General features: G+C 59.1%; 18 protein-coding genes. 9 read left to right on the plus strand and 9 right to left on the minus strand.

The features are described 5' to 3' along the window. Positions 1-37 precede the first annotated feature (37 nt). The gene (locus FTW19_RS02200) at positions 38-547 is read right to left on the minus strand and encodes a CDP-archaeol synthase (RefSeq protein ID WP_147646114.1); all 510 of its coding nucleotides are present in this window, start codon (positions 545-547) and stop codon (positions 38-40) included. Positions 548-939: 392 nt separating this feature from the next. On the opposite strand from FTW19_RS02200, the gene FTW19_RS02205 reads away from it, so the two are divergent. Continuing rightward, positions 940-2,715: an FG-GAP repeat domain-containing protein gene (locus FTW19_RS02205; RefSeq protein ID WP_147646115.1), complete on the plus strand. Its 1,776-nt coding sequence runs from the start codon at positions 940-942 to the stop codon at positions 2,713-2,715. Between the two features lie 224 nt (positions 2,716-2,939). Here FTW19_RS02205 and FTW19_RS02210 read toward each other — a convergent pair whose 3' ends face one another. Together FTW19_RS02210 and FTW19_RS02215 are read right to left on the minus strand one after the other, a co-directional pair. Continuing rightward, entirely contained in the window at positions 2,940-5,585 is a 2,646-nt protein-coding gene (locus FTW19_RS02210; protein WP_147646116.1) for an ABC transporter permease, read from the minus strand. Then, positions 5,582-5,923, minus strand: a complete 342-nt coding sequence (locus tag FTW19_RS02215) for a PadR family transcriptional regulator (RefSeq protein ID WP_147646117.1) — start codon at positions 5,921-5,923, stop codon at positions 5,582-5,584. Before FTW19_RS02215 ends, FTW19_RS02210 begins: the two co-directional genes overlap by 4 nt. 276 nt (positions 5,924-6,199) lie before the next feature. Between FTW19_RS02215 and FTW19_RS02220 the strand changes: the two genes are divergently transcribed. Both FTW19_RS02220 and FTW19_RS02225 read left to right on the plus strand, forming a co-directional pair. Next, positions 6,200-13,051, plus strand: coding sequence for an MBG domain-containing protein (locus tag FTW19_RS02220; protein ID WP_147646118.1), 6,852 nt, complete (start codon positions 6,200-6,202; stop codon positions 13,049-13,051). A 19-nt stretch (positions 13,052-13,070) separates the two neighbouring features. Beyond that, on the plus strand, positions 13,071-13,652 hold the full coding sequence (locus FTW19_RS02225) for a hypothetical protein (RefSeq protein WP_147646119.1): 582 nt from the start codon (positions 13,071-13,073) through the stop codon (positions 13,650-13,652). 179 nt (positions 13,653-13,831) lie between these two features. Here FTW19_RS02225 and FTW19_RS02230 read toward each other — a convergent pair whose 3' ends face one another. Both FTW19_RS02230 and FTW19_RS02235 read right to left on the minus strand, forming a co-directional pair. Next, positions 13,832-14,917, minus strand: coding sequence for a mannonate dehydratase (locus tag FTW19_RS02230; RefSeq protein ID WP_147646120.1), 1,086 nt, complete (start codon positions 14,915-14,917; stop codon positions 13,832-13,834). Beyond that, positions 14,914-16,023 carry a Gfo/Idh/MocA family protein gene (locus FTW19_RS02235; RefSeq protein ID WP_147646121.1) on the minus strand — a complete coding sequence of 370 codons (1,110 nt, stop codon included), beginning with the start codon at positions 16,021-16,023 and terminating at the stop codon, positions 14,914-14,916. The genes FTW19_RS02230 and FTW19_RS02235 overlap by 4 nt, the downstream gene beginning before the upstream one ends. Positions 16,024-16,185: 162 nt before the next feature. On the opposite strand from FTW19_RS02235, the gene FTW19_RS02240 reads away from it, so the two are divergent. Genes FTW19_RS02240 through FTW19_RS02250 form a run of 3 tightly spaced genes read left to right on the plus strand, consistent with a single transcriptional unit; the run spans position 16,186 to position 17,578 of the window. Continuing rightward, complete coding sequence (locus FTW19_RS02240) at positions 16,186-16,353, plus strand: ribbon-helix-helix protein, CopG family (protein ID WP_147646122.1); 168 nt, start codon at positions 16,186-16,188, stop codon at positions 16,351-16,353. Then, a complete protein-coding gene (locus FTW19_RS02245; protein WP_147646123.1) occupies positions 16,343-16,699 on the plus strand; it encodes a VOC family protein in 357 nt (118 codons plus the stop codon). The genes FTW19_RS02240 and FTW19_RS02245 overlap by 11 nt, the downstream gene beginning before the upstream one ends. 27 nt (positions 16,700-16,726) lie before the next feature. Continuing rightward, positions 16,727-17,578 carry a class I SAM-dependent methyltransferase gene (locus tag FTW19_RS02250; RefSeq protein ID WP_147646124.1) on the plus strand — a complete coding sequence of 284 codons (852 nt, stop codon included), beginning with the start codon at positions 16,727-16,729 and terminating at the stop codon, positions 17,576-17,578. Between the two features lie 106 nt (positions 17,579-17,684). Here FTW19_RS02250 and FTW19_RS02255 read toward each other — a convergent pair whose 3' ends face one another. Beyond that, positions 17,685-18,671 carry a tetratricopeptide repeat protein gene (locus FTW19_RS02255; RefSeq protein ID WP_147646125.1) on the minus strand — a complete coding sequence of 329 codons (987 nt, stop codon included), beginning with the start codon at positions 18,669-18,671 and terminating at the stop codon, positions 17,685-17,687. A gap of 152 nt (positions 18,672-18,823) precedes the next feature. On the opposite strand from FTW19_RS02255, the gene FTW19_RS02260 reads away from it, so the two are divergent. From FTW19_RS02260 to FTW19_RS02270, 3 genes are read left to right on the plus strand one after another with little or no spacing between them, the layout of a single operon-like run. Continuing rightward, positions 18,824-19,735 carry a hypothetical protein gene (locus FTW19_RS02260; protein ID WP_147646126.1) on the plus strand — a complete coding sequence of 304 codons (912 nt, stop codon included), beginning with the start codon at positions 18,824-18,826 and terminating at the stop codon, positions 19,733-19,735. A 30-nt stretch (positions 19,736-19,765) separates the two neighbouring features. Continuing rightward, positions 19,766-20,323, plus strand: a complete 558-nt coding sequence (locus tag FTW19_RS02265; RefSeq protein ID WP_147646127.1) for an RNA polymerase sigma factor — start codon at positions 19,766-19,768, stop codon at positions 20,321-20,323. Next, the gene (locus FTW19_RS02270; RefSeq protein WP_147646128.1) at positions 20,320-20,829 is read left to right on the plus strand and encodes a hypothetical protein; all 510 of its coding nucleotides are present in this window, start codon (positions 20,320-20,322) and stop codon (positions 20,827-20,829) included. The genes FTW19_RS02265 and FTW19_RS02270 overlap by 4 nt, the downstream gene beginning before the upstream one ends. Positions 20,830-20,847: 18 nt before the next feature. Here the strand turns inward: FTW19_RS02270 and FTW19_RS02275 are convergent, their stop codons facing one another. The 3 genes from FTW19_RS02275 to FTW19_RS02285 all read right to left on the minus strand — a co-directional run bounded on the left by FTW19_RS02275 (position 20,848) and on the right by FTW19_RS02285 (position 23,724). Then, complete coding sequence (locus FTW19_RS02275) at positions 20,848-21,735, minus strand: slipin family protein (RefSeq protein WP_246153536.1); 888 nt, start codon at positions 21,733-21,735, stop codon at positions 20,848-20,850. After that, the gene (locus FTW19_RS02280; protein ID WP_147646129.1) at positions 21,732-22,154 is read right to left on the minus strand and encodes a GntR family transcriptional regulator; all 423 of its coding nucleotides are present in this window, start codon (positions 22,152-22,154) and stop codon (positions 21,732-21,734) included. Before FTW19_RS02280 ends, FTW19_RS02275 begins: the two co-directional genes overlap by 4 nt. 70 nt (positions 22,155-22,224) lie before the next feature. Further along, positions 22,225-23,724, minus strand: a complete 1,500-nt coding sequence (locus FTW19_RS02285; protein WP_147646130.1) for a tannase/feruloyl esterase family alpha/beta hydrolase — start codon at positions 23,722-23,724, stop codon at positions 22,225-22,227. Between the last annotated feature and the right edge of the window lie 166 nt (positions 23,725-23,890).

The following is a 23,890-nucleotide window of genomic DNA, read 5'->3' on the forward strand; positions in this document are numbered from 1 at the left end:
CCCTCTTTCGGAATACTCAATAACCGGGAAAATGCTCCTAATACGGATGCTCGCGGAGATGCATTTTAAAAAACACCCGCGACAGAACGATCTCTCCGACAAAGAAGCACACCACCACGACATCGATATCCGCCGGCGTCAGGGCAAAAGCCTGCCGGAGTCCAATTGCCGGGAAAAGAGACTCGGGAATCTGATCGAGGCCGGAAGCGCGGCTGCCGGCAGGCAAACCAAAACGGCGCTTACAGAAGCTTGAAAACAGATCACCGCTCATGGAGTAAACAGAGACGGCGGCTCCCAGCTTCCAACTGCTTCCGAGCAGTAACCCAGCCGTGGATGTGGCAACGATCGAAGATAGGATCCCTCGAAACGTCTTCGATGCACCAAAGAGACGTTGATGGTCAAAAAGAACGAGACGACCGTCTACAGGGTAAGACCACCGGGAACCAAGCAGGTTGTTAGCTAAAATCGGAGTGACATTCGCGACAGCTAACAGGATCAGCAGTTCCCCGATCGTTTGAAGGTTCAAGTTCGCCTTGCCATCAGACATAACCTGTCACTTTCGGAACACACCGCCACAATACCTTGAGCGTCCTCGCTATCGGTGTGATCGCAGTCACAATCTAAGGTTCGAGCCAGAGCATTTTCATCCAGGGGATCCCTGCACCGCGCTCGTGCCTGGTTTGAGCGGAGAGACGCACAGCCTGGGTTTCTTCCGAGGGGGGACAGCAAACTTGATACCCATTGTTATGCACCTGACTTTAGAAGACTCGAGGATGAGCCGATAACCCCCTTCTTTTTGAGGAAGATTCTGTCCTACGAAAAAATCAAACAGTAGGCATTCAATGAATTCTCAAATTAGAAACAACCTGAAACTGCAAAGATATCTTCTCCTACTCCGCAGCCCGGCCCTCAAGAGCCTCGCTCTCAGGAGTACCTCCCATGCGAACCCAGATTCTCCCTGCCCTGGTTCTATTAACCGGCGCGATTGCCGTTAATGCGCAAACGAATCTCAGCTTCCAGCTCAAACGCGATACTTCTCCGGTCTATGGCGGCTATACCATCGCGCAGGCGGACTTCAATAGGGATGGCAAGCCAGACATCATGTACGCCGGTGGCGCGAACTCGACCGATGTAACGCTGCGTCTGGGTAATGGAGATGGCACCTTCCAGGCTCCCGTCAGGATTGGCATCGCGGACAGCGCTCAGATTCTGGATATAGTCGCTGCCGATTTCGACAATGACGGCATACAGGATGTAGCCGTGCTTTGCATCGGCGGCACGTTCGATGTCTTCTTTGGCATTGGCAACGGCACGTTCGCCGCTCCAGTTGCTACCGCAACCTCCACATCTCCACGTTCCATAGCCGTAGGTGACTTCAACGGTGACCACCTGGTTGATCTTGCAATCGGCGATATTGCCGGCAATGTCGAGATTTTCAATGATGTGAGCGGGCGCAGCTTCGTTCTGCAGAACACCATTGCGATAGAGCCGAATACGGATGTGATCTCAGTCGGTGTGGGCGACTTCGACCACACCGGCATTCAGAACATCGCTGCGATGACCATCGGTAACCCGGCCGGATCAGGATCATATGTCTTGTGGAACGACGGTCATGAGAACTTCAGGAAAGCTGTCCTGACGGCCTTCACATCTCCGGCTGGATTGACGATTGCTGATCTGAATCAGGATGGGATGGCCGATATTCTGCTTTCGTATAGCTGCGGCACCCAGGACACCATCAAGGGAAGCAACTCAACCTGCCAGGGTGTGATTGCCTTTTACGGACAAGGCCAGCAGAGGCTGTTCGAGCGGACACTGGTGATGTCGAATGGAGTGCAGGCAACGAGCCGTACGCTGGGCGTTGATGTGAATGGCGATGGCATCGGTGATCTGGTTGCGGGGAATAGGACTACCGGCGCACAGAGTGGCTTGTTTGTATGGCTCGGGCATCCGGATGGTTCCTATGATCAGGTCCCGGTGCAGTTTATCGCGACAACAGATAGCGTAGGTCCGCCTGCAGCAGGCGACTTCAATCGCGATGGCATGATGGACTTCGTCTCGGACACACCAGGCTCAGCCCAGACACAGATCTTCCTGAACGCGACGAACCGCGCGCCATGTTCGACCAGCCAGATCAATCCAACGGTGACTGCCTGCGTGCCGGTAGACAATACCTATCTGCCAGGCCCCACGGTACGCGTACAGGCGAATGCGTACGATACGCACCAGGTGACTGCGCTGCAGCTTTATACCAATGGGCATCTGACGTATTCGCAGCCTGTGAGCTCGTTTGACCAGAGCTTCCCCATGAACAACGGCGCCAACTTCCTGGTGGTCAAAGCCTGGGACTACACCGGCCTCAACTTCCGGTCCGAGCGCCATATCAACGTCTACAGCGGAACGCCCGAACCGGTTTGCCCGGCTGCTTTAGGAACAGCGAATATGTGTTTGCCTTCCGGCGCAACGAGCGGCTCCCCGGTCCACATCCTGGCAAATGGATACACACCGGTGGTGCCTACTTCCGCGCAGCTCTATATCGACGGACATCTCACCATTAGCGACGACGGCTGCATCCAGAACGGCGGATGCGTCGGCGGCTCATCGTCCATCGATGCGTACCAGGCACTGGGCACGGGAAGCCATGACCTGGTCTTCAAACTGTGGGATGCAAATGGGAATGTGTACACAGCAGAGAAGGTTGTAACGATTCAGTAGCCAGAGCGTATCGCCGAGCTCGAGATAGCCCATGCACCGGGTGGCCCATGTCCCGGGGTCCCCAACGAATAAGTTCGTTGGGCGCGACGCTATTTAGTGACGGATTGGTCGCGATGACACTTTTAACGGGCGCGCTCCGGAGCCAACACGGACCAAAGAAGAAGAGGAAGAGCGCTCGTAAGCGGGTGACTGGTATCAGCCGTCATAAGGCGGAAGTAAATCTTCTACTCCGCCCGCAACGCCTCCACCGGGTTCACCGTTGCGGCACGCCGGGACGGGAGATAGCAGGCCAGCAGCGACGCCGCTGCCAGTAGGACAACCACAGCAGCCAGCGTTGCTACATCCCATGTCCGTACGCCGAACAACAATGACCCCATCAGGTTCGCCGCTGCGATGGAGCAGCCGACACCTGCCACGATGCCGAAGCAGCTCAGCCGTCCTGCCTCGCGCAGGATCATGCCGTGGATAGTGCTTCGCTGTGCACCCAACGCCATGCGCACGCCTATCTCGCGTTTCCGCTGGCTGACCGAATAGGAGATCGTCCCATACAGCCCGATCATGCTGAGCAGAAATGCGATGCCCGCGAAGCCGCCCATCAGCCAGGCCGCTGAGCGATGCAGCCAGGCTGAAGGAGAATCATGGATCCTTTGCTCCAGCGTCGTCTGGTCTTCCACGCCGACCTCAGGATTCAGCGCCCGCACTGCGGCCGACAGCGCCGGCAGCATCGACTCCGGCCGTGGTGACGTCCTCACCAGGACAGAAAAGTATGACGACGGATCTTGTGCGAAGGCTTCATACTCCGCGGGCCACTCCTCCGCATCGAGCGCACTGTCTTTAATGTCGCTTACGACGCCAATAATCTCGCGTAGCGAATTCGGCGTCAGCTCCGTGTCGCCGATCTTCTTTCCGATAGGGTCCTCACCGGGGAAGTACTTCTTCGCGAGGGATTCATTGACCAGCACGACCTTCGGGTGCGTGGCATCGTCGCTCTGAGTAAAGAGGCGCCCGCGCACGAGCTTAGCCCGCAGTGTCTGGAAGAACGCCGCGCTGACCTCCCGGTTATCCACCTCATTGTGAATGCCGTTATACGGCTTACCGACAAAGCGCACCCAGTCTGTATTGCAGTTACAACTGACAGGCAGGGTCGTGGTCAGCCCAACTGACTGCACACCGGGCAGGCTCTGGATCCGGTCCAGCAATGACTGTGCAAACTGTGCCCGCTGTGTGTCTTTCTCAAAACCCCTTGCCGGAAGATCAACCGACAACGTGGCAATATGGTCTGACTCAAAGCCCAGGTCAACATGCAGCATCTTCCATAGGCTCTTTGATAGCAGCCCGGCTCCGGAAAGAAGTACGACCGCAATCGCAACCTCCACGATCACCAGGTTCGCGCCCAGCCGGCGCCAGAAAGTGCTTCCACCCGAACGTCCGCCGTCGCTAAGGCTCTGCCGCAGTGCCGCCATCGGCAGACGAAGAATCGGCGCGATGGAGAACAGACCCGCTGCCAGCAACGCTACGGTGACGGTAAAGCCCCACACGTGCGCCGTCAGCCCCATACCCTGGAGATATGGCATGCCGGCCAGCATCTGCTTCGAGATCATGGCGTGCAGCACACGCATCATGACCGTGGCCACAGCCATGCCCGCCGCCGTCCCCAGCAACACCAGGACCAGGCCTTCTGTAACGTACTGTCTCGCCAAACGAACCCGCGAAGCTCCCAGAGCTCCACGCACCGCCATCTCCTGCCTGCGTTTCTCCGCCCGCACCAGCAGCAGGTTCGAGACATTCACGCACGCAATCAGCAGCAGCAGAGCAGCACCACCCAACAGCACAAACAGGATCGGACGAACATCCCCGGTAATCGCCCTCGCCAGCGGCATTACGCTGGCGCTCTGTCCCCTGTTCGAGTCGGGATACTGGCGCTCTAACTGCTGCGCGATTCCCTTCATCTCCGCCAGGGCGGTGGCAACCGTTACACCATCTTTCAGACGGCCAATGCCGTAAAGGTTATGGCAGCTTCGCCGTTTCTCACATCCGTTCGTTGGCTGCGCCGTGGTGAAGATCTCTGCACTACCCCGCGGAGCGAACTGAAAGTCCGGTGGTAAGACACCGATGATCGTAGTCGGCACACCGCTCAACTTAAGGGTCTCCCCGATCATGTCTCGCCGTCCGCCGAATCGCTTCTGCCAGGTGGCATAGCTCAGTAAGCCCACCGGCGCTTCAGAGACCGCATCTTCTCCGGGCCGGAAGTCCCGGCCTTCTACCGGCACTACTCCGAGGGTGTGAAAGAAGCCTGCGCTCACTCTCACTCCAGGAACCGCTTCAGTTCCTTCCGCAGTCTGCAGCAGATAGCCTGAGCCGTTGTAGATTTCGAGCGAAGTAAACACCGTATTCAACCGTTTCCAGTCGAGGTAATCCTGGTACGAGAGATTTCCCCGGGGAAACAATGCCAGGCTTTCCGTAACATCCATCAGCCGGTCAGGCTGCGCGTAGGGCAATGGCTGCAGCAGAGCAGCGTCCACAAACGCAAAGATGGTGACACTCGCACCAATGCCGAGAGCCAGCATCAGGATTGCCGTAATCGCGAAGCCGGGACTGTGGGTCATCTGGCGGACGGCGTAGCGGATGTCCTGAACGACTGTCTCCCAGCGGAAGGCCACGACATCGTGACTGCGTTCCCGCAAGCGTGTCGTGTTTCCGAACTGGACGGCGGCCCTTCTGTGAGCCTCAGTGCCGGCGGTGCCGTCAGACCGCAGCTCCTCTTCGATCTGCTCGCGGTGGAACTCCATCTCTTCCCGCAGCTCAGCCTCAAACTTGCTACGCCGAAACAGAAACAGCAGCCGATTCATCCACCGCCCAGCAGCACTCATCCCTCTACCTCCACATCGCGCATCACCCGCCCAATGGCGGCAACCATCTGCTCAAAGCGCGATAACTCCACTCCTAACTGTTTACGGCCCGTAGCCGTCAGCGTATAGACGCGCACCCGTCGGTTCGACGGAGTTCGCTTCCACTCCGCTTTCACCCAGGCCTCCAGCAGCAGACGCTGCAACGCCGGATACAACGAACCCTCTTCCACCGTCAGCACGTCGTCAGACATCTGCCGGATCGACTGTGCAATCGCGTAGCCGTGTAATGAACCACGGGTCAGGGTCTTGAGAATCATCATGTCCAGGGTTCCCGGCATCAGGTCTGCTTTTCTGCTCATGGCTGGGTATCGTAGACAATCTATGCATAGAAATGCAATGGCATTCTTTTGACAAAGGCCGGAACCTGCTTCGGCACGGTCTCTCCCACGGTTCCGTCACGAAACCGACACTGCTGCGATATGCTGGTTTCCGCCAGACATTCCCCTGATTCGAACGTTATGACCGCTCCCGGTCCTGCGTAATTCGTACGTGCTGGCAGCACGTGTTTTCCGAGATGTTCGTAACAGCCGAATCGGGGTGTTGTTCCGCTTTATGCCTTGGAGGTAGTTGTTGCGATGGTTGCTGCATCTTCGCGTCGGTCGTCCCCCCGTGGAATCTCGGCCCTGGGTTCCGGTCTCTCCTTTCCTTTCCCTTCCAAAAAGCTTCTAGGCACCCTCGTCGCACTTTTGCCGGTGTGCGTCGCCGGTCTGTTCCCGGCTCAGGCAAGGGCGCAGACTGCGTCCTTCAGCAATGCGATCCAATCGCTGGGCAGCGGCTTCAATAGTCCCGAAGGCGTGGCGGTGGATGGTAACGGCAACGTCTTCGTCGCCGATACCGCGAACAATGCGGTGAAGAAGATTCCGTACAACGGTGGCAGCTATGGCGCGCCGGTGACACTTGCTACGGGCTTCTATGGCCCCACTGGCGTGGCGGCGGACGGAAGTGGCAATGTCTTCGTCGCCGATACAGGCAACAGTGCGGTGAAAGAGATTCCGTACAGCGGTGGCAGCTACGGCACGCCGGTGACGCTGGGCAGCGGCTTCTCCTCTCCCAGAGGTGTGGCGGTGGACGGGAGCGGCAACGTCTTCGTCGCCGACTTCAACAACAATGCGGTGGAAGAGATTCCGTACAGCGGTGGCAGCTATGGCACGCCGGTGACGCTGGGCAGCGGCTTCAATCGCCCCACTGGCGTGGCGGTGGACGGAAGTGGCAATGTCTTCGTTGCCGATTTCCACAACGATGCGGTGAAAGAGATTCCGTACAGTGGTGGCAGCTACGGCACGCCGGTGACGCTGGGCAGCGGCTTCTCCAATCCCTTTGGCGTGGCGGTCGACGGGAGCGGCAATGTCTTCGTCGCCGATACCAACAACAATGCGGTGAAGGAGATCCCGTACAGCGGTGGCAGCTATGGCACGCCGGTGACGCTGGGCAGCGGCTTCTCCTCTCCCACTGGCGTGGCGGTGGACGGGAGCGGCAACGTCTTCGTCGCCGATTTCTTCCACAGTGCGGTGAAGAAGATCATGACGGGGGCGGTGGCCATGCCGACCATGGCGGTGGGGCAGAGCACTAGTCTGACGCTGAACTTCACCTTCACTACAGGAGGAACAATCGGAGCGCCGGTGGTACTGACGATGGGCGCTCCTAATCTCGACTTTACCGATGCTGGTACGGGCAGTTGCACCACCAATGGCACAGCCCACACTTATAGCGCAGGCGATACCTGCACCGTCGATGTGATCTTTACACCGAAGTATGCGGGGCTGCGTCGCGGTGCGGTGGAGTTGACGACGACGGCGGGGGCCGTCATTGCCACGGCGTACGTCTCTGGTACGGGAACAGGGCCACAGGTGGCATTCCGTCCCGGCACCCAGAGCACCCTGGGCAGCGGCTTCAGCGCGCCCATAGGTGTTGCGGTGGACGGCAGCGGCAACGTCTTCGTCGCAGATACCGTCAACAATGCAGTGAAGAAGATCCCGTACAGCGGGGGCAGCTACGGCACGCCGGTGACGCTGGGCAGCGGCTTCAACAGGCCCTTTGGCGTGGCAGTGGATGGTAGCGGCAACCTCTTCGTCCCAGATACTTACAACAATGCGGTGAAGAAGATCCCGTACAGCAGCGGCAGTTATGGCACGCCGATCACCCTGGGCAGCGGCTTCACCTTTCCCCAAGGTGTGGCGGTGGACGACAGCGGCAATGTCTTCGTCGCAGATACCGGCAACAATGCGGTGAAGGAGATTCCGTACAGCGGGGGCAGCTACGGCACGCCAGTGACGCTGGGCAGCGGCTTCCACGATCCCAATAGCGTGGCAGTGGACGGCAGCGGCAACGTCTTCGTCGCAGATACCGGCAACAATGCGGTGAAGGAGATTCCGTACAGCGGGGGCAGCTACGGCACGCCAGTGACGCTGGGCAGCGGCTTCAGCGATCCCTATAGCGTGGCAGTGGACGGCAGCGGCAACGTCTTCGTCGCGGATAGCCTCAACAGTGCGGTGAAGGAGATTCCGTACAGTGGTGGCAGCTACGGCACGCCAGTAACGCTGGGCAGCGGCTTCGACTATCCCGAAGGCGTGGCGGTGGACGGCAGCGGCAATGTCTTCGTCGCAGATACTTACAACAATGCGGTGAAGAAGCTGGACTTTGCAGATGCTCCAAGTCTGAGCTTCACCTCAACGGCGGTGGGCTCCACCAGCAGCAACAGCCCGCAGACCGTAACCTTGCTGAACATTGGCAATGCTGATCTGAGCTTCCCGATTCCGGGTACGGGGAATAACCCGAGCATCTCTGCGGGATTTACGTGGGACAGCAGTGTTTCGGGAGCGTGTCCGGAGATCAGTAGCGGCGCCGGTTCTGCCGGTACGCTGGCTGCTGGCAGCAACTGCACCTTGTCCGTCAGCTTTACGCCGACGGCTACCGGATCGATCAGCGGCTCGCTGACTTTGACGGACAATGCGTTGAATGTAAGCAATGCCACACAGGCAATTGCGTTGAGCGGAACAGGTACATCAGGGTCTGTTGCCAGCTTCACTATTACCGGTCTGACTGCTGGCACTGCTGGAACAGCGCAAACTATTACTGTTACTGCCAAGGATTCTGGTGGCAGCACCTATACGGGCTACACCGGAACCGTGCATTTCACCAGCTCTGATGCTCAGGCTGCGTTGCCTGCGAATTACACATTCACCGCAGGCGATAACGGCGTGCATACTTTTTCCGTCACGCTGAAGACTGCAGGCAGTCAGAGCGTAACGGTGAACGATGTCGTCACAACCTCGGCAACCGGCACCGCCAGTGCAACCATCTCGGCCGGAGCCGCTGCCTCATACTCCCTCAGTGCTCCAGGTACGGTTCCCTTCTACACCGCCTTCTCGTTCAATGCCTACGCGCTTGACGCTTACGGCAACACCGCAACCAGCTACAACGGCACTGCGATCATGAGCAGCTCAGATCCGGGCTTCTCGAATCTCGGGCCGTTTACCTTCTCCAATGGCGCGACCACCGTCTATAGCGCCTTCAAGACCGCGGGCAACAACACACTTACGCTTACCGACAACACCACCTCCGCTATAACGGGCACCGCGACCATCTACATGCCTCCCGGATCTGTGACGGGCCTGACCGTCTCGGCTCCTGCATCCACCACCGCGGGTCAGGCGATCTCGGTGACCGTAAGAGCGCGCGACCTGTTCGACAACACGGTGATTGGCTACACCGGCACCGTCAGCTTCAGCAGCACGGACACGAGATCCGTGCTTCCGTCCTCTTATACCTTTACTGGCGGCGATGCTGGATCCCACACCTTTAGCGCAACTCTGAAGACACCCGGCAACCAGAGCGTCACCGCAACCGATACTGGAAACTCAGTCGCCGGAACCTCAGGCCAGATCACTGTGACCGCTCCGCTCCTCGTTGTCACCACAGCAACAGACGATGCCGGGACCGCCGCCAATTGCACGCTGCAAACTACCCGGGGAACCGGCACCGACGCCTCATGCAGCCTGCGCGATGCATTGCTGCAGGCGGCTAGCCTAGGCGCAGGCGACATCACCTTCGACTCCACCAGATTCGCTACAGCGCAGACCATCTCACTCACTCACAGCACGCTGACTATTCCGTCCTATACGACGGTCACGGGCGCAACATCGGGAAGCGGCGCGACGCTCACAAATCTCGTCACCGTGCAGGGTGGAGGATCATCCAGCAACTTCTCTGTCTTCGAGGTCAACGGCGGCACAGACGCGGCGGCGATGCGCAATCTGATCGTCGCGAATGGGTATATCGATTCCCAGGGTGGCGGCCTCCTGAACAACGGTACGCTGACAATTACCGATTGCACCTTCGCAAACAACTATGCCGGCGGGTATGCCACGGGCGGAGGCAATGGCGGTGGCGCCATCTTCACCAGTGGCGATCTGACGATTGTTGGCAGCACGTTCAGTGGAAATATCTCCGCGCCGGGTGGAGCGATTGGCGCTAACTCCGGCACCGTAACCATCATCAACAGCACCTTCTCTGCAAACTCCGCCATCGCCACCAAAGCGGGCGGCGCCATCTTCGTCAACAATGCCACCGTGACCATCTCCGGCAGCACCTTCTCCGGAAACACCTCGGCCGGCGGCGGCGCAATCTTCAACTACGGCACGCTTGCCGTTTCGAACAGTATTCTGACAGACAACACACCCAACGATTGCGGAAATGGAGGGAGTGGCGCCTGCCCAACAAACGGCTTCGCAGGCAACGTTGTTGGCCTTGGCAATCTCGCTTCCCTGGGCAACTACGGTGGTCCGACACAGACGATGATTCCGCTTCCGGGCAGTGCCGGAATCTGTGCCGGAGTGATCGCGAGTATCCCCAGTGGCATCACGCTCGACCAGCGCGGCTATGGACGTCAAACCAACTACGGTGGGCCGCCGTGCCTCGACTCCGGTGCGGTACAGACCAGCTTCGCGCTCGCATTCACGCAATCGCTATCTGATGTCATGCAGAACGTCGCTATGAGCCCGGCTCCGCAGGTGGCGCTCACGGAGCACGCGGTTGCCTTTACTCCGGTTGTAACGATTCCGCTTACCCTGCTGCAGGGAAGCGGTACGCTGAGCGGAGGCTCTGCGAGCACTAACAGCGGCATCGCATCTTATCCCTCGCTCAAGATCGACACCGCCGGCACAGGAGACAAGCTGCAGGCAAGTCTTGCGTTGAACGCCAACATCGCGCCCACCATCTACGCAAACAGTAGTACCTTCAATGTGCTGAGCTCGGTCTCGCAGCTTCTCTTCGGCACCCCGCCGGCAACTCCCATCGCACTTGGCGGAGATGCGGGCGCAGCTGTAACCGTGAGAGAAGCGGCATCGGACAACAGCACCATCACCACGGCAAGCGATACCATCACGCTTACCGTCACCGGTCCCTCCAGTTATTCACACACCTACACGGCCGCAGCCGTCAACGGTGTAGCCACCTTCAATCTCTCGTCAGCTGCTCTCAATCACGCCGGAACCTACACCTACACCGCCAGCCTGAGCTCTCTGCAGGCAATAGCAACGCAGACAGTAAACAAGGGCACAGCAACCGTCGCTCTAGGAAGCCTGAGCGCGACCTACGACGGCAACGCCCACGCTGCCACCGCAACAACTACGCCGACAGGCCTGACGGTGAACTTCACCTATAACGGCTCTGCAACTGTACCAACAGCCGCTGGTAGCTATGCGGTAGTCGCAACCGTCAGTGATGCCGACTACCAGGGAACTGCAAACGGAACCCTGGCCATCGGCAAAGCAACGGCTCCTGTCACTCTCGGCAGCCTGAGCGCTACTTATGACAGCAACGCCCACGCTGCGACCGCAACAACTACGCCGACAGGCCTGACGGTGAACTTCACCTATAACGGCTCTGCAACTGTACCAACAGCCGCTGGTAGCTATGCGGTGGTCGCAACCGTCAGTGATACCAACTACCAGGGAACTGCCAACGGAACGTTGACGATCGGCAAAGCAACGGCTCCTGTCACTCTCGGCAGCCTGAGCGCTACCTATGACGGCAACGCCCATGCTGCGACGGCGATCACTACGCCGACAGCCCTGACGGTGAACTTCACCTATAACGGCTCCACAACAGTTCCAACCGCTGCAGGCAGCTATGCGGTGGTTGCAACTATCAGCGACGCCAACTACCAGGGAACTGCCAACGGAACGTTGACGATCGGCAAAGCGACAGCCACTGTTACCCTGGCCAACCTGAGCGCGAACTACGATGGTTCTGCCCACGCCGCAACTGCGACAACAACGCCAACTGGCCTGACGGTAACGCTCACATACAACGGTTCGTCGAGCGCTCCTACGGCAGCAGGCAGCTACGCCGTCGTAGCTACGGTGAACGATGCCAACTACCAGGGCTCCACAACGGGAACCCTGATTATCGGCAAGGTCACACCGGCGATCACCTGGGCGGCACCGGCTGCCATCACCTATGGCACACCGCTCTCCGCCACACAGTTGAACGCAACCTCCGGAACCAGCGGAACTTTCGCTTATACACCGGCGGCGAGCACAGTCCTTGTGGCCGGAGCCAACCAGCAGTTGACGGTCGCCTTCACGCCCAGCGATCCGACAAACTACCAGAACGCAACCGCTTCAACGGCCATCACTGTCAACAAGCAAGGATCGGCTACTGCGCTGACAGCAAGTGCCACCTCACTGTCACCGGCACAGGCCGTAACCCTTACCGCCACGGTGACAGCTGCAGCAAATGGAATTCCGTCCGGTACCGTAACCTTCCTGGACGGAAGCGCAAGCCTGCAGACGGTAACGCTCACCGGATCGACCGCGAGCTACTCCACCACGCTGGCTTCCGGTGCCCACACCATCACCGCAACCTACAGCGGCAACACAAACTACCTCGGCTCCTCAACATCCTCCGGAGTCGGCATAACCGTTGCATCGCTGGACTTCACCATCACCTCCACCGGAGCGACTTCGCAAACCGTAGTTCCCGGAGGAGCGGTGAACTTTACCTACGCTCTCACGCCGAGCTCCGGTGCCTATCCTGGTCCGGTGAGCTTTAGCGTGAGCGGCCTGCCAAACGGCGCCACCTACACGCTGTCGCCCAACACTATCGCGGCGAACGCAGGCCCGCAGCAGGTAACACTGGCAGTTCAAACGCCAGCGTCCGCAGCGGGCCTCTCGATGCAGCATCGTGGATGGGCGCTCGCTCTACTGCTGCTGCCCTTCGCCGGCATGCGCAGACTGCGTGCCGGATCCAAGAAGCTGGCGCGCACGCTGTATATCCTGCTTGCCGTCTGCTTCTGCATCGGCATGACAGGCTGCGGCAGCGGCAATGGCTTCCTGATCCAGGGCGCACGCGATTATGCGGTAACCATCACGGCCTCCTCCGGAACCATCTCTCACACCTCCACCGTCAACCTGAACGTTCAGTAACCCGAAAAGGAGAAGATCCATGCATCTGTTGAGACATAGCCTGCTCCTGTTCGGAGTCCTGCTGGCAGTTCCCACCCGCAACCACGCGCAAACATCACAGCCAACAAAATATCCCGTCTCCGTCGCCCTCACCTATCAGGCGCAACGGAGCAACACAGTCGGGGGCAACATCTTCTGGCTGCAGGGCGGCGGCGGCGAGATCTCGGCCGGGCTCTATCGCGGCTTCGGTATCGCCATGAACATCGCCGGAATGCACACAAGCAACATCAACAACTCCGGCGTTGACCACACCTCCATCACCATGACCTTCGGCCCTCGCTACACCTGGCGCCCGAAGTCAGACAGACTTGCAATCTTCGGCCAGACACTGATCGGAGACTCGCATGGCTGGAACAGCGTCTTCCCTGCAACCACGGGCGCTACATCCACCTACGACGCCTTCGCACTGCAGGTAGGCGGCGGTGTCGATGTGAAGATGTCACACCGGATCGCTTTTCGGCCGGTGGAAGCCAACTGGGTCAGAACCGGCTTCTCCAACAGCACCACCAACGTGCAAAACAATCTGCGCCTCGGCGCAGGTATCGTGTTTCGTCTGCAGTAAGGATCGCTTCAAGTCGTAACGGTGGGAGCAGCAAGCTTCAGCCCGCTGATTTGGAACAAGTAAAAACGTCGGGCTTTAGTCCTGGACCTTCTCTTTTTTAGAGAACGAGAGCCCAGGGCTAAAGCCCGTTCATTTTAGGACCGGTAAACCGTGGGCTGAAGCCCACGGCTCCCACCAACTCACCCTTCAAGCGACTGAATCAGCCCACGGATGTATCCATAGCTGAACGCAAACGACTGCAGCCCATCCGGATCGTTCGCTGCCTGCGGCACATGATCCGGCATCAGCAGATACGGGTACTCCACTTCCTGATACACCCGGATCGCCTTCACCATATCGACGTCTCCTTCATCCGGATAGACCTCGACAAAGTCATTGCGATGTCCGCGAATATTGCGGAAGTGCACGTTGAAGATCTTCTTCCGCGTGCCGAAGTAGCGAATGACGTCATAGATCTCTTTACCTGGATCGGCCAGCATCTCCGAGACCGTGCCCTGACAGAAATTGAGACCGTGATACGGGTTCTCCTGAATGGTGATGAAGTGCTTCAGGCCATCTACTGTACCCAGCACGCGGTCGACGCCCTGGTATCCCTCCGGCGGTACACCGGGATCGTGGGGATGACAGGCCAGGCGGACCTTGTACTCATCGGCGACTGGAACAACACGTTCGAGGAAGTATGTGATGCGCTCCCAGAACATGTCGGCATTCACATGCCCGGCACCGGTGAGCGGCGTTTTGGGATGAGCCTCCGAGAGCTTCCACTGGCTGTAGGTGCAGTCGCCACGTCCCTGGACGCGACCGATACGCAGCACACCGAGGATGCTCATGTTGTACTTGATCGCGGGCAGGCCGACTTGACCGCAGTTTCGGATGAGCTTCTGAAAGTCCTCAATATCGCGGTCGCGCTCAGGGCTCTTCGCGAGCATGATAGCCGGGTGCTTCTCACTGTCAATGTGGCTGGAGGTAAGGACCGGCGGCCCTACACAGTCGATCTCGATACCATTCTTCTGAGCCAGGTCCTTCATGCGGCTCAGCTCCGCCACCGTTGCATAGATGCGGCCATCGGCGATCTGCGGATAGCCGCAGATATTACGCACGCCATACCGCGCCAGGTACTTGAGATGCGTATCGTTGGTCGGGGCGCTCTGGCAGCCGAGCTGCATGGTCGCGCGCTTCGGCGTTGCGGCGAATGCTGCGGCAGGCTTCGAACTCGCGGCAATTGTCGCGATACCGGTGCTGGAGAGAAATTGACGTCGGTTCATACGTGCAGCGGAGCTCCTGCGGCTTTATAGATGGCTTCAATACAACGGAGATCGGAGAGCCCCTCTTCCCCAGGCGTGTTGGGTTGGGTGTTCTGCAAAATGCACTGGGAGAAGTGATCGGCCTCGCGCACGAAGTGCATGGGATCCTTCTCCTGGCTGGTCTCATCAATATCGATCCGCTTGGCATCCCGATGAGGCTCTTCGGCATATCTCCCCTGGAGATGCTGACCCTGATAGGTGTAGGTACCGACCTGAAGCCAGCCATACGCTCCGTGCAGCCGATAGAAGCCGGCCATATCGCCTCCGTAGGTGGAGGCGCCGGTCGCGAGCGCTCCGGAGGGGAAACGCAGGAGCCACGAAACATTCTCTTCCACTTCCTTGAAGCGTTCATCGCGATCGATGGTCGCAACCTCTCCCTGGAAGCCGCTAGGCTCCTGACCGGCGAACATGCGGAAGGCGTTCAGGCAGTAGATGCCAACATCGAAGAGCGAACCGCCGCCGCCCAGGGCTTTGGTATAGCGCCACTCGCCAAACTTGATACTGAACCCGTTCGCAGCCTCCATCGCCTGCAGCGGCCCGATGCGCCCGCTGCGCACGATCTCGAGTGTCTTCAGCGTGATCGGCTCATAGTGCAGGCGATAGGCGATCATCAGCTTCACCTTCGCCGTCTTGCAGGCATCGATCATCTGCTGGCATTCGGCCGAGCTGATAGCCATCGGCTTTTCGCAAAGAACATGCTTGCCGGCTTTGGCGGAACGGATGGTGTACTCCGCGTGCATGCTGTTGGGCAGCGCGACATACACGGCATCGATCGCCTTGTTCTGCGCGATGCGATCAAACTCCTCGTAGCTGTAGATCGACTCGCGCGGAACACCGTACTGCGCGGCGATGCGCTCGGCCTTATCGCGATGTCCGCTGACCAGGGCAGTGATCTTTGAGTGCTGCGAGTTTTTGACACCTTCAAGAAAGTGCGTCGCAATGCGGCCGAGACCGATGACACAGTAGCCGATTCGAGGCGGCTCCTGCCCGGCAAGAGCCCACGGCACATGTGCTGCGCCCAGGCTGAGCGCACTTAACTTCGAGAACTGTCGTCGCGTCAACGGCATACCTGTATCTCCTGACTAGAGCCAGAACGGAACTCACATTGGTTGCAGCTATCAACAATTCGGCGGCCAAAGTGTACGCGAGGACAAACGCCCTTCACAAGCACGGTTTTTGCCAGTGAATTTCTCGTTTCATTTCTTTACTAGTGTGCTAGCATACTAGCAATGCCGGACGACGTGAAACAGTTCAACGTATACCTGCCGACCGACCTGATTCGTGCGGTCAAGTATCACGCCGTTGAAACCGAGCAGTCGCTGTCGGCCATTGTTGCCGAGGCATTGCGCGCCTATCTCGACGAGCACAAGCGGAAACGGAGGAAGCATGAAGACTAAAGGCATAGACGGAATTCTGATCGAGACACACAACTGGGGCTCTACCGTAGCCTTCTGGCGCGATCTCGGTTACGAGATCGAATTTGAAACCGATCACAATTCGGGCCGTCTGCGTCATCCCAGCGGAGGTCCCTACCTCTTCATCGCCGAGCGCCCGGCCGGCCACGCACTTCAGGTCACGCTGGGGCTTGCTGTCGAAGATGCCGATCAATTCACTCCTCCGCACAGCGGTACGGTCGTACATCCATTCGAGAAGCAGCACTGGCCGGCGCTGCAGATGATGCTCGCCGATCCCGATAGCCGGCATATCGCCGTGGAAGCCCCCTTGCCATCGAAGAAACGTTAACCCCATCTGAGCAGGAGGAAACATTTGATGTCTGCCCTGCAGCCAGACAGCACCGCGGTACGTGTTGCCCTGTGGCGCGCCTTGCACGTCCAGGTCGATGCGCCACCACATGTCATCGAAGATGAGATCGGCCTGCAACTAACAGCTCCCGCTGACGGCTGGCAACAACGCCCCGACATGGACCCGCAGGCCACACGGCTCTTCCGCGCCTCCATCGTGGCCCGCGCCCGCTTCATCGAAGACCTGGTCGAGGAGCAGGCTGGTCGCGGTATTCGCCAGTACGTCCTGCTGGGCGCGGGCCTTGATAGCTTCGCCCAGCGCAGGCCGGAGATCGCCTCCCGCCTCCGTGTCTTCGAGGTAGACCAGCCAGGTTCGCAGGCATGGAAACAACAACGCCTCATCGAGCTCGGCTATGGCAATCCGGAATGGCTGCGGTTCGTGCCCGTGGACTTCGAGGCGGGCGACACCTGGTGGCAGCGCCTCGATGCGTCTGGTTTCGACCCGCGTGAGCCCGCCGTCGTCGCCTCAGCAGGAGTGAGCATGTATCTCACCGGGGATGCCGTAAGCGCCATGCTGTATCAGGCTGCACAGCTCGCTCCGGGATCGACCTTCGCCATGACCTTTCTTCTTCCTCTCGATCTCGCTGCCCGCGACCTGCAGCCCGGCCTACAGATGGCAGAGAAAGGAGCGCGGGCTAGCGGAACTCCCTTCCTCAGCTTCTTCACGCCGGACGAAATCGTGCATCTCGCTCGCGAGGCCGGCTTCAAAGAGGTTCGTCACGTCTCGGCCGCCGATCTCACCGAGCGTTACTTTGCGAATAGAACCGATGGTCTTCACCCGCCAGAGAATGCGGAAGAGATGTTGGTAGCAACTACGTAGGTTGTACCGGCAAGTTCGGAACGGTACGCTCTAAGCGCTGAAGGCGCGTTCTATAACAGCCTGGGGCAACGCCCCAGGTATCCGGCACATTGAATACAAACAAACCCTACGGCAGCATCGCCATCGAAAGCGCGGCGGCATGCACCGTGCAATTCGAACATACCGTCGGCATCTCTTCCTGAATCTGGCGAATATCCGCTTCCACACGCGCAGCCTCCGGCTTATGGTGTGTGTCCTTCAAATACACCAGATACTGCTGCAACACGGATAACCGATACGAGAGCAATAAGGGCCGCGGCAAATCGGTATGGCTGTTGACGATCTCCAGAGCTTTGAGCACCGCTTCTTCGGCGCCGTCATGAACACCGCACCGCCACAGCGCAAAACTCCGTGAGACCCAGAAGGTTGCGGCCTCAAGAGAGTTTGCCTCCAGCCTGGTGGACACCAGTGTCTGTGCCTGCTGCGTATCCTCAATTGCTCCCCGGCAGCGCCCCTGATATGTGCGCGCATAGCTGCGCGTCAGCAGTGCTGCTTCCCTCTCCGCAACGTCCGAGCTTTGTTGCTCCTGCAGCTCCGATAAAGTCTCGGAGGCCTCCTTTTCCGCATCGCGATAGTGCCTCTCCAGAAGAAATCCAATCGCAAGCGCCTCATGCAGATGTGCCTCCCGCGGGCGATCGTGCAACTCCCGATAAAGCAGAAGCGATTTCCGCAGCAGTATTCTCGACTCCGGAACGCGGCCGGTGGAGAGGTAAACCGATCCCAGGCCGTCCAGCGCATCGGCCAGATCTCGATGAGAATCCGCGGATCGAAGCAGCAGAATGGCATGCGCGAAGGCTTGCTCCGCGCTCGGAAGATCGAGATGGTTCTGATATTCGTTGGCTAGCTGCAGCCATAGTGCTCCGATCTTTTCTTCAGGAGCGCGCTGCTCTTCGGCACTCGCAATCTGCTGTTTCAGCGCAATGGAACGGGCCGAGACCCGCTGCGCCTGCACCTTCACCATGAACGACAGAAGCACCGAAACGATGACGAAGGCACAGAAGAAGGGCGAAGGCCGGTCCGTATGGATTGGGTAAGATACGTCGGGCGTCTTCATGCCCAAACAACGCGCGGAGGCATTGGGTGGTTAACAAAATCTCTTCGTCCTTACCTGAAATAACGATCGAAAAAAGTTTGTTAACCAAAGCAGCGCTTTCTCCGTTGTATAGGCGAAGAACATTTCCAGATGACCTTCCAAGGATGACTGCAATGGGTCTTAACCGTTCGAAGTTGATGCCGGCAATGACACTCCTGCTGGCAATGACACTCTGCCCTGGCCACGTCTTCTCGCAGCCAAAAGAAACTGGCAAACAGACAGCCCCTGTCGCACCGGCGCCGACAGACAACGATCTCGCCGATAAGCGGGACCAGTTGCTGGCTCTCCTCCGCATGAGCCCCACGCTGACCCAGGTGCTGACCGCCGACCCGACTCTCCTGGCTGACGACGCCTACATCAACCGGGTAAATCCCGAACTGGCGCGATTCCTGACGCAGCACCCCGAAATCACGAGGAATCCGGAGTTCTATCTCTTCGCGGAGTTCCCGGAGCAGCGCGGCCGGCATACCGAGCCGCTTCGTCGTCGTGGTAACAACAACAACCAGATGAACCTGTTGGAACTGCGGCGTCAGTACATGATGGACATCATGCAGGCCCTCATCTTCGCCGGCGCTATCGGCAGCCTGATGTGGCTGATTCGCATCCTCCTCGAGAATCGCAGATGGAGCCGCGTTTTCCGCCTGCAGAGTGAGATTCATGGCAAATTGATCGAGCGCTTCGCTACCGCCGACAACCTGATGCAGTACATGAGCACCGAGTCCGGCAGACGCTTTCTGGAGGCTGCCCCGATTCCCATGGGCATGGAACGTCAGCGAATGTCGGGCGGCCTGGGGCGGGTGATTGCGTCGCTGCAGATCGGCTTGGTGCTCTCGCTCCTCGGTCTGGGTCTGGTGCTGCTGCGCCATAGCCTGTCGGAGTTCGCCGCTCCGCTGCTGGTGGCAGGCGTAGTGACCATGATGCCCGGCCTCGCTCTGCTGCTCTCCGCCGCAATTACCTGGCGGGTCAGCTCCCGTTTGGGGCTACTATCAGAGAACCAGAACGATGCGCAGCAGGATCGCACCTAACGAGGGCGCTGGGCCGCAGGGAGCTTCACGATGAACTGGGAAAACGTCATTCCGGGAATCATGAGTGGTGCCGCGGCTCAGACGGCAGATCCTGCTATGGACAGCGATCAGTTCGCAGCCTTCTACGAGCGCTCTTCGCGACAGCTTTGGGCCTACCTGGCGCGCACCTCAGGCGATGCCGCCCTGGCGGACGACCTGATGCAGGAGAGCTATGTACGCTTCCTCTGCGTCAGGCCTCTTGCCGAAGGAGAGATCGCCTCACGCAAATACCTCTTCCGCATCGCGAGCAATCTGTTGCGCGATCACTGGCGGCGTCCACGCTCACTCTCTATCGAAGACGCACCGATGGAATGGTTAGCGCAGGATACCTCCGCGCAGATGGAGTCACGGCTTTCGCTCGAGCCCGCCATGGCTACACTGCGCCCACGCGACCGCCAACTGCTGTGGCTGGCGCACGCGGAAAACTACTCTCACCGCGAGATCGCGGAGATTACGGGGCTGGGTGTGACAAGCATCCGTCTGCTACTCTTCCGCGCGCGCCGCCAGATGGCACAGGCATTGGAGAAGAACGGCAGGGGAACACTATGAATCTGAACGGATGCACTCGTTTGGAAGAAGTACGCCACGCGCTCTCGCAGGGACACTGGCCGCAGGCCTGCGCAGAGCTACAGGCCCATGTGCAGACCTGCACGCGATGCACCGAAGAAGTACTGGTCACGAAGCATCTCCAAGGCCTGCGCGCGACGGCCATCGCAGTCGCACAGCCGGGCAGCGCCAGCCTGCTGTGGTGGAAGGCTCAGGCCCGCCGCAGAAGCACTGTGGTGCAACAGATGGAGCGGCCGCTGCTCGCCGGACAGCTTGTTGCGTTGGCCATCGTTCTCACGATCGTTGCGGGCATCGTGATGTCGCACAGCCGCGGAGTCTGGACCAGCGGTGCGGCAACTACCTCAAACGCCTGGAACTGGTTGCTGGATGCCTGGGGTCTGCTGCCAGTCCTTGCAGCTGCCGGCGTCGTTGTCCTGCTGGCGGCAGTGGTCCTGTATCTGGTGCTGCCCGTCCGCTATCGCGATCAGCGTCATCCGCAGAATGGATGATCCGGCTGAAGCGCCGGCTCACCCAGGTTCCTGCCCCTTCGTTGCGTTCAAAGCCGTGGTTGCGAGCGTGCCTCCCAAACCCATGGTCTCCACTGCGGAGGAAGGTACGATCACCATCGATCCGCGCTCCTTGATCGCTTCATACAGCATATTCATCGCACGCAGATGCAGGGCGACAGGCTTTGCCTCGTACGCTGCAGCGGCCTGAACGAATTTGTCGGAGATCTCCGTCTCAGCTAGACCCAGAATGATGCGTGCCTGACGCTCTCGTTCTGCTTGTGCCTGCCTCGACATCGCGTCCTGCAGACTGGCGGGAATCTGCACATCGCGCACTTCCACCGACTGTACAGTAATTCCCCACGGAGTCGTCTTCTCGTCCAGAATCTTCTGCAGCTCGCGGCCTAGCGTCTCGCGATCAGCCACCAGTTGCGCCAGTTCATGGCGCCCGATCGATTCACGAAGCGCTGTCTGTGCGCTCAACGAGATCGCATCGAAGTAGTTCTCCACCTCAAGAATCGCCTTCTCCGCGTTCCAGACCATCCAGAAGACGATCGCGTCCACATTGACGGGTACGGTGTCGCGGGTCAGGGTGGATTCGGCCGTAACACTGGCAAGACGAATCCTCTGATCTACAAACGGAGTCAGCGTATCGACGATGGGAATGATGATGAAAATTCCTGCTCCCTGGAGACGGCGGTAGCGGCCGAAACGCAGCAGCGCCACCTTCTCCCATTGCTTTACGACCTTAATGGCGTTAAGGAGGTAAAAACCCACCAGAATTCCCAGCACCGCCGGGATAGGGTTCTCGGTTACTTTGCTTCCGATCACTCCAACGACGCAACACACTGCAAAAGCCATTAAAGCGACTTGGTTCGCTCCTCTATAGGTGCTCGTTCTGGCCGTCATGATCTCTCCTTCCGAACTCGTTCCTTTGCTGCTCGTAATGCTGCAAGAAGCTCATCGAGGGAAAACCCACCTGCGCCTGCACGGGCAATGGTTTCCTCTACGATCTGATTCAACTGGCGCTCGCGTTCGGCACCGGCGTTGCGCAGCCGGCCTTCGCCAATGAACGTGCCCGAACCCTGCTGCGTCTCGATAAGCCCGCTCAACTCAAGCTCTCGATACGCCCGCACGACCGTGTTTGGATTGATCGCCAGATCCACCGCAAGCTGACGCACGGTGGGCAATTGATCTCCCGCAATCAAAGCGCCTGTAGCCAGCGCGCCGCGTACCTGATCGATCACCTGCCGGTAGACAGGAACACCGCTCACCGCATCGAGTCGAAAACGGAACGGCGGACGCGGCTTCTCTGACCGGGACTTCATGGCAACAAATGTACTACTTAACTAGTACATGTCAACAATAATTTCGCCCCGGGCGCCCGGGATTGCCTCCTCAATGCAGGGAGACGCACGAAAAGTTCTTCGCGTCATCGATACTGCCGCTGCCCTTGTACTGCGCGACCTGGGGATAAGGACAAAGCGGGCGGGTACGGTCGACCCTGCCATGGCTCTGATGCGATGCCACGATCTCCGCGGGGGCCTTGCCATGCTCCACCCACTCTTCGAGGACACCGATCTTATCGAAGCTGTCAGGTCCTTCTCCGCCGGAACAATGCGCCATACCCGGCATCATGTACAACCTGATCCACTCCGGCGCATCTACGGAGCTGCCGGTGGCCTGCAGTACAGACTTGTAGAACTCAACCGTCGATCCCGGAGCCACCTGCTGATCTGCCCATCCGTGATAGAGAAGCAGCTTGCCATGGTGCCTGGAGAAGGCCGTTAGATTCGGATCCAGCTCATCGACATCTTTGTTCATTGCGTTCGCCTTCGCCGCATCGCGCTCGAGATCGAAGGTGCGCCAGTCCCAGTTCGGGTTTTGATAAACCAGGTAACGAAACTGATCGAGAAACAGATCGGCCGGATCAGGTCCGCCGGCCAGACGCGCCCAGCGAAGCTCCGTCCCGGGCTCCAGGCGCGGGAAGTACACCTGTCCCTTGGCATCGGTCGCCGGACTGATGATCGTCTGCGCAGTGCGAACCTGCCGCTCCGTCAGGCAGTCTGCCTTGTCGTCTCCTTTGCACGCGAGCTTGCTGAAGTCGACCTCGCAGCCCTCAGGGTTCTCGATCAGGCCGTCTTTCACGCCATCCTTCGCATCACAGGCATTAAGCACCGCCTGATGAATCATCGGATATTTGCTTGCTGGAATGGCATCGGCAGAATCTTTGAAGGTCTGATTCGCAAGCCACAGAGCCCAGGCATTGCGGCGGACATTTGCCGGGTCACCGGCAATCATGCCATCAAACTCATCGGGGAAACGCGCTGCCTGCAACAGACCTTCCCGTCCGCCGCCGGAGCATCCGTTCCAGTAGGAGTAGCGGGCATCGCGTCCATAGAAGGCCTTGATCAAGGCCTTCGCCTCTACCGTCATCTCGTGCTCAGCACGGTAAGCAAAGTCGACAAATTTTTCTGGATGCCCCATCAGGAAGCTGCCGCTGCTGCCTGTGTGGCCGTCGTCGGTGGCGCTGGTTGCATACCCGCGGCGCAGTGCCTCCACCATCGCATCATAGGCAATCGATCCGCCCCATCCGCCGCTGCCGACAGCGAGAAACTTGCCGTTCCATCCACTGACCGGAAGCCAGACCTCAATCCCGATATCCGAATCACTCGTGGGCTTCAGCCTGGCGGCCACACGGCAAAACGCCGGAAGGCTGGAAAAGCCACCCTTGCCTTCGGGTGTCGTAAATGCTCCTGCCGCAACCGTCTTCGCAGTCGTGATGGAAACTGACGAAGAACTCGACTGCTGCAACCGCTCACACGATTGGCCCCACAAACACGTCGTTGCCAGCGCCGACGCGAGCACGGCCGCGGAAAAGATCCACCGAGTCATCATGATGTGTTTTCGCCCGTGCCCACGATACCACTGCTCTGAATCGGCAGGGTTGCTGTCTGCTTTGGGAGCCGGCGGACGCAAAGGGCTGTGTGACCCGCATCACCGACGCAGGTACTACCTGCGCCTAGTCTTCTTGCGCGATACATCCAGCCATTTCAATTCCGGC

This window comes from Terriglobus albidus, from assembly GCF_008000815.1.
GTDB classification, from domain to species: Bacteria; Acidobacteriota; Terriglobia; order Terriglobales; family Acidobacteriaceae; genus Terriglobus; species Terriglobus albidus_A.

Coding starts and splice junctions, on each gene's coding strand:
- FTW19_RS02200 (WP_147646114.1), bottom strand. CDS start 547: ATGTCTGATGGCAAGGCGAACTTGAACCTTCAAACGATCGGGGAACTG.
- FTW19_RS02225 (WP_147646119.1), top strand. CDS start 13,071: ATGCATCTGTTGAGACATAGCCTGCTCCTGTTCGGAGTCCTGCTGGCA.
- FTW19_RS02210 (WP_147646116.1), bottom strand. CDS start 5,585: ATGAGTGCTGCTGGGCGGTGGATGAATCGGCTGCTGTTTCTGTTTCGG.
- FTW19_RS02285 (WP_147646130.1), bottom strand. CDS start 23,724: ATGATGACTCGGTGGATCTTTTCCGCGGCCGTGCTCGCGTCGGCGCTG.
- FTW19_RS02240 (WP_147646122.1), top strand. CDS start 16,186: ATGCCGGACGACGTGAAACAGTTCAACGTATACCTGCCGACCGACCTG.
- FTW19_RS02275 (WP_246153536.1), bottom strand. CDS start 21,735: ATGACGGCCAGAACGAGCACCTATAGAGGAGCGAACCAAGTCGCTTTA.
- FTW19_RS02250 (WP_147646124.1), top strand. CDS start 16,727: ATGTCTGCCCTGCAGCCAGACAGCACCGCGGTACGTGTTGCCCTGTGG.
- FTW19_RS02215 (WP_147646117.1), bottom strand. CDS start 5,923: ATGAGCAGAAAAGCAGACCTGATGCCGGGAACCCTGGACATGATGATT.
- FTW19_RS02220 (WP_147646118.1), top strand. CDS start 6,200: ATGGTTGCTGCATCTTCGCGTCGGTCGTCCCCCCGTGGAATCTCGGCC.
- FTW19_RS02270 (WP_147646128.1), top strand. CDS start 20,320: ATGAATCTGAACGGATGCACTCGTTTGGAAGAAGTACGCCACGCGCTC.
- FTW19_RS02245 (WP_147646123.1), top strand. CDS start 16,343: ATGAAGACTAAAGGCATAGACGGAATTCTGATCGAGACACACAACTGG.
- FTW19_RS02280 (WP_147646129.1), bottom strand. CDS start 22,154: ATGAAGTCCCGGTCAGAGAAGCCGCGTCCGCCGTTCCGTTTTCGACTC.
- FTW19_RS02230 (WP_147646120.1), bottom strand. CDS start 14,917: ATGAACCGACGTCAATTTCTCTCCAGCACCGGTATCGCGACAATTGCC.
- FTW19_RS02265 (WP_147646127.1), top strand. CDS start 19,766: ATGAACTGGGAAAACGTCATTCCGGGAATCATGAGTGGTGCCGCGGCT.
- FTW19_RS02235 (WP_147646121.1), bottom strand. CDS start 16,023: ATGCCGTTGACGCGACGACAGTTCTCGAAGTTAAGTGCGCTCAGCCTG.
- FTW19_RS02205 (WP_147646115.1), top strand. CDS start 940: ATGCGAACCCAGATTCTCCCTGCCCTGGTTCTATTAACCGGCGCGATT.
- FTW19_RS02260 (WP_147646126.1), top strand. CDS start 18,824: ATGGGTCTTAACCGTTCGAAGTTGATGCCGGCAATGACACTCCTGCTG.
- FTW19_RS02255 (WP_147646125.1), bottom strand. CDS start 18,671: ATGAAGACGCCCGACGTATCTTACCCAATCCATACGGACCGGCCTTCG.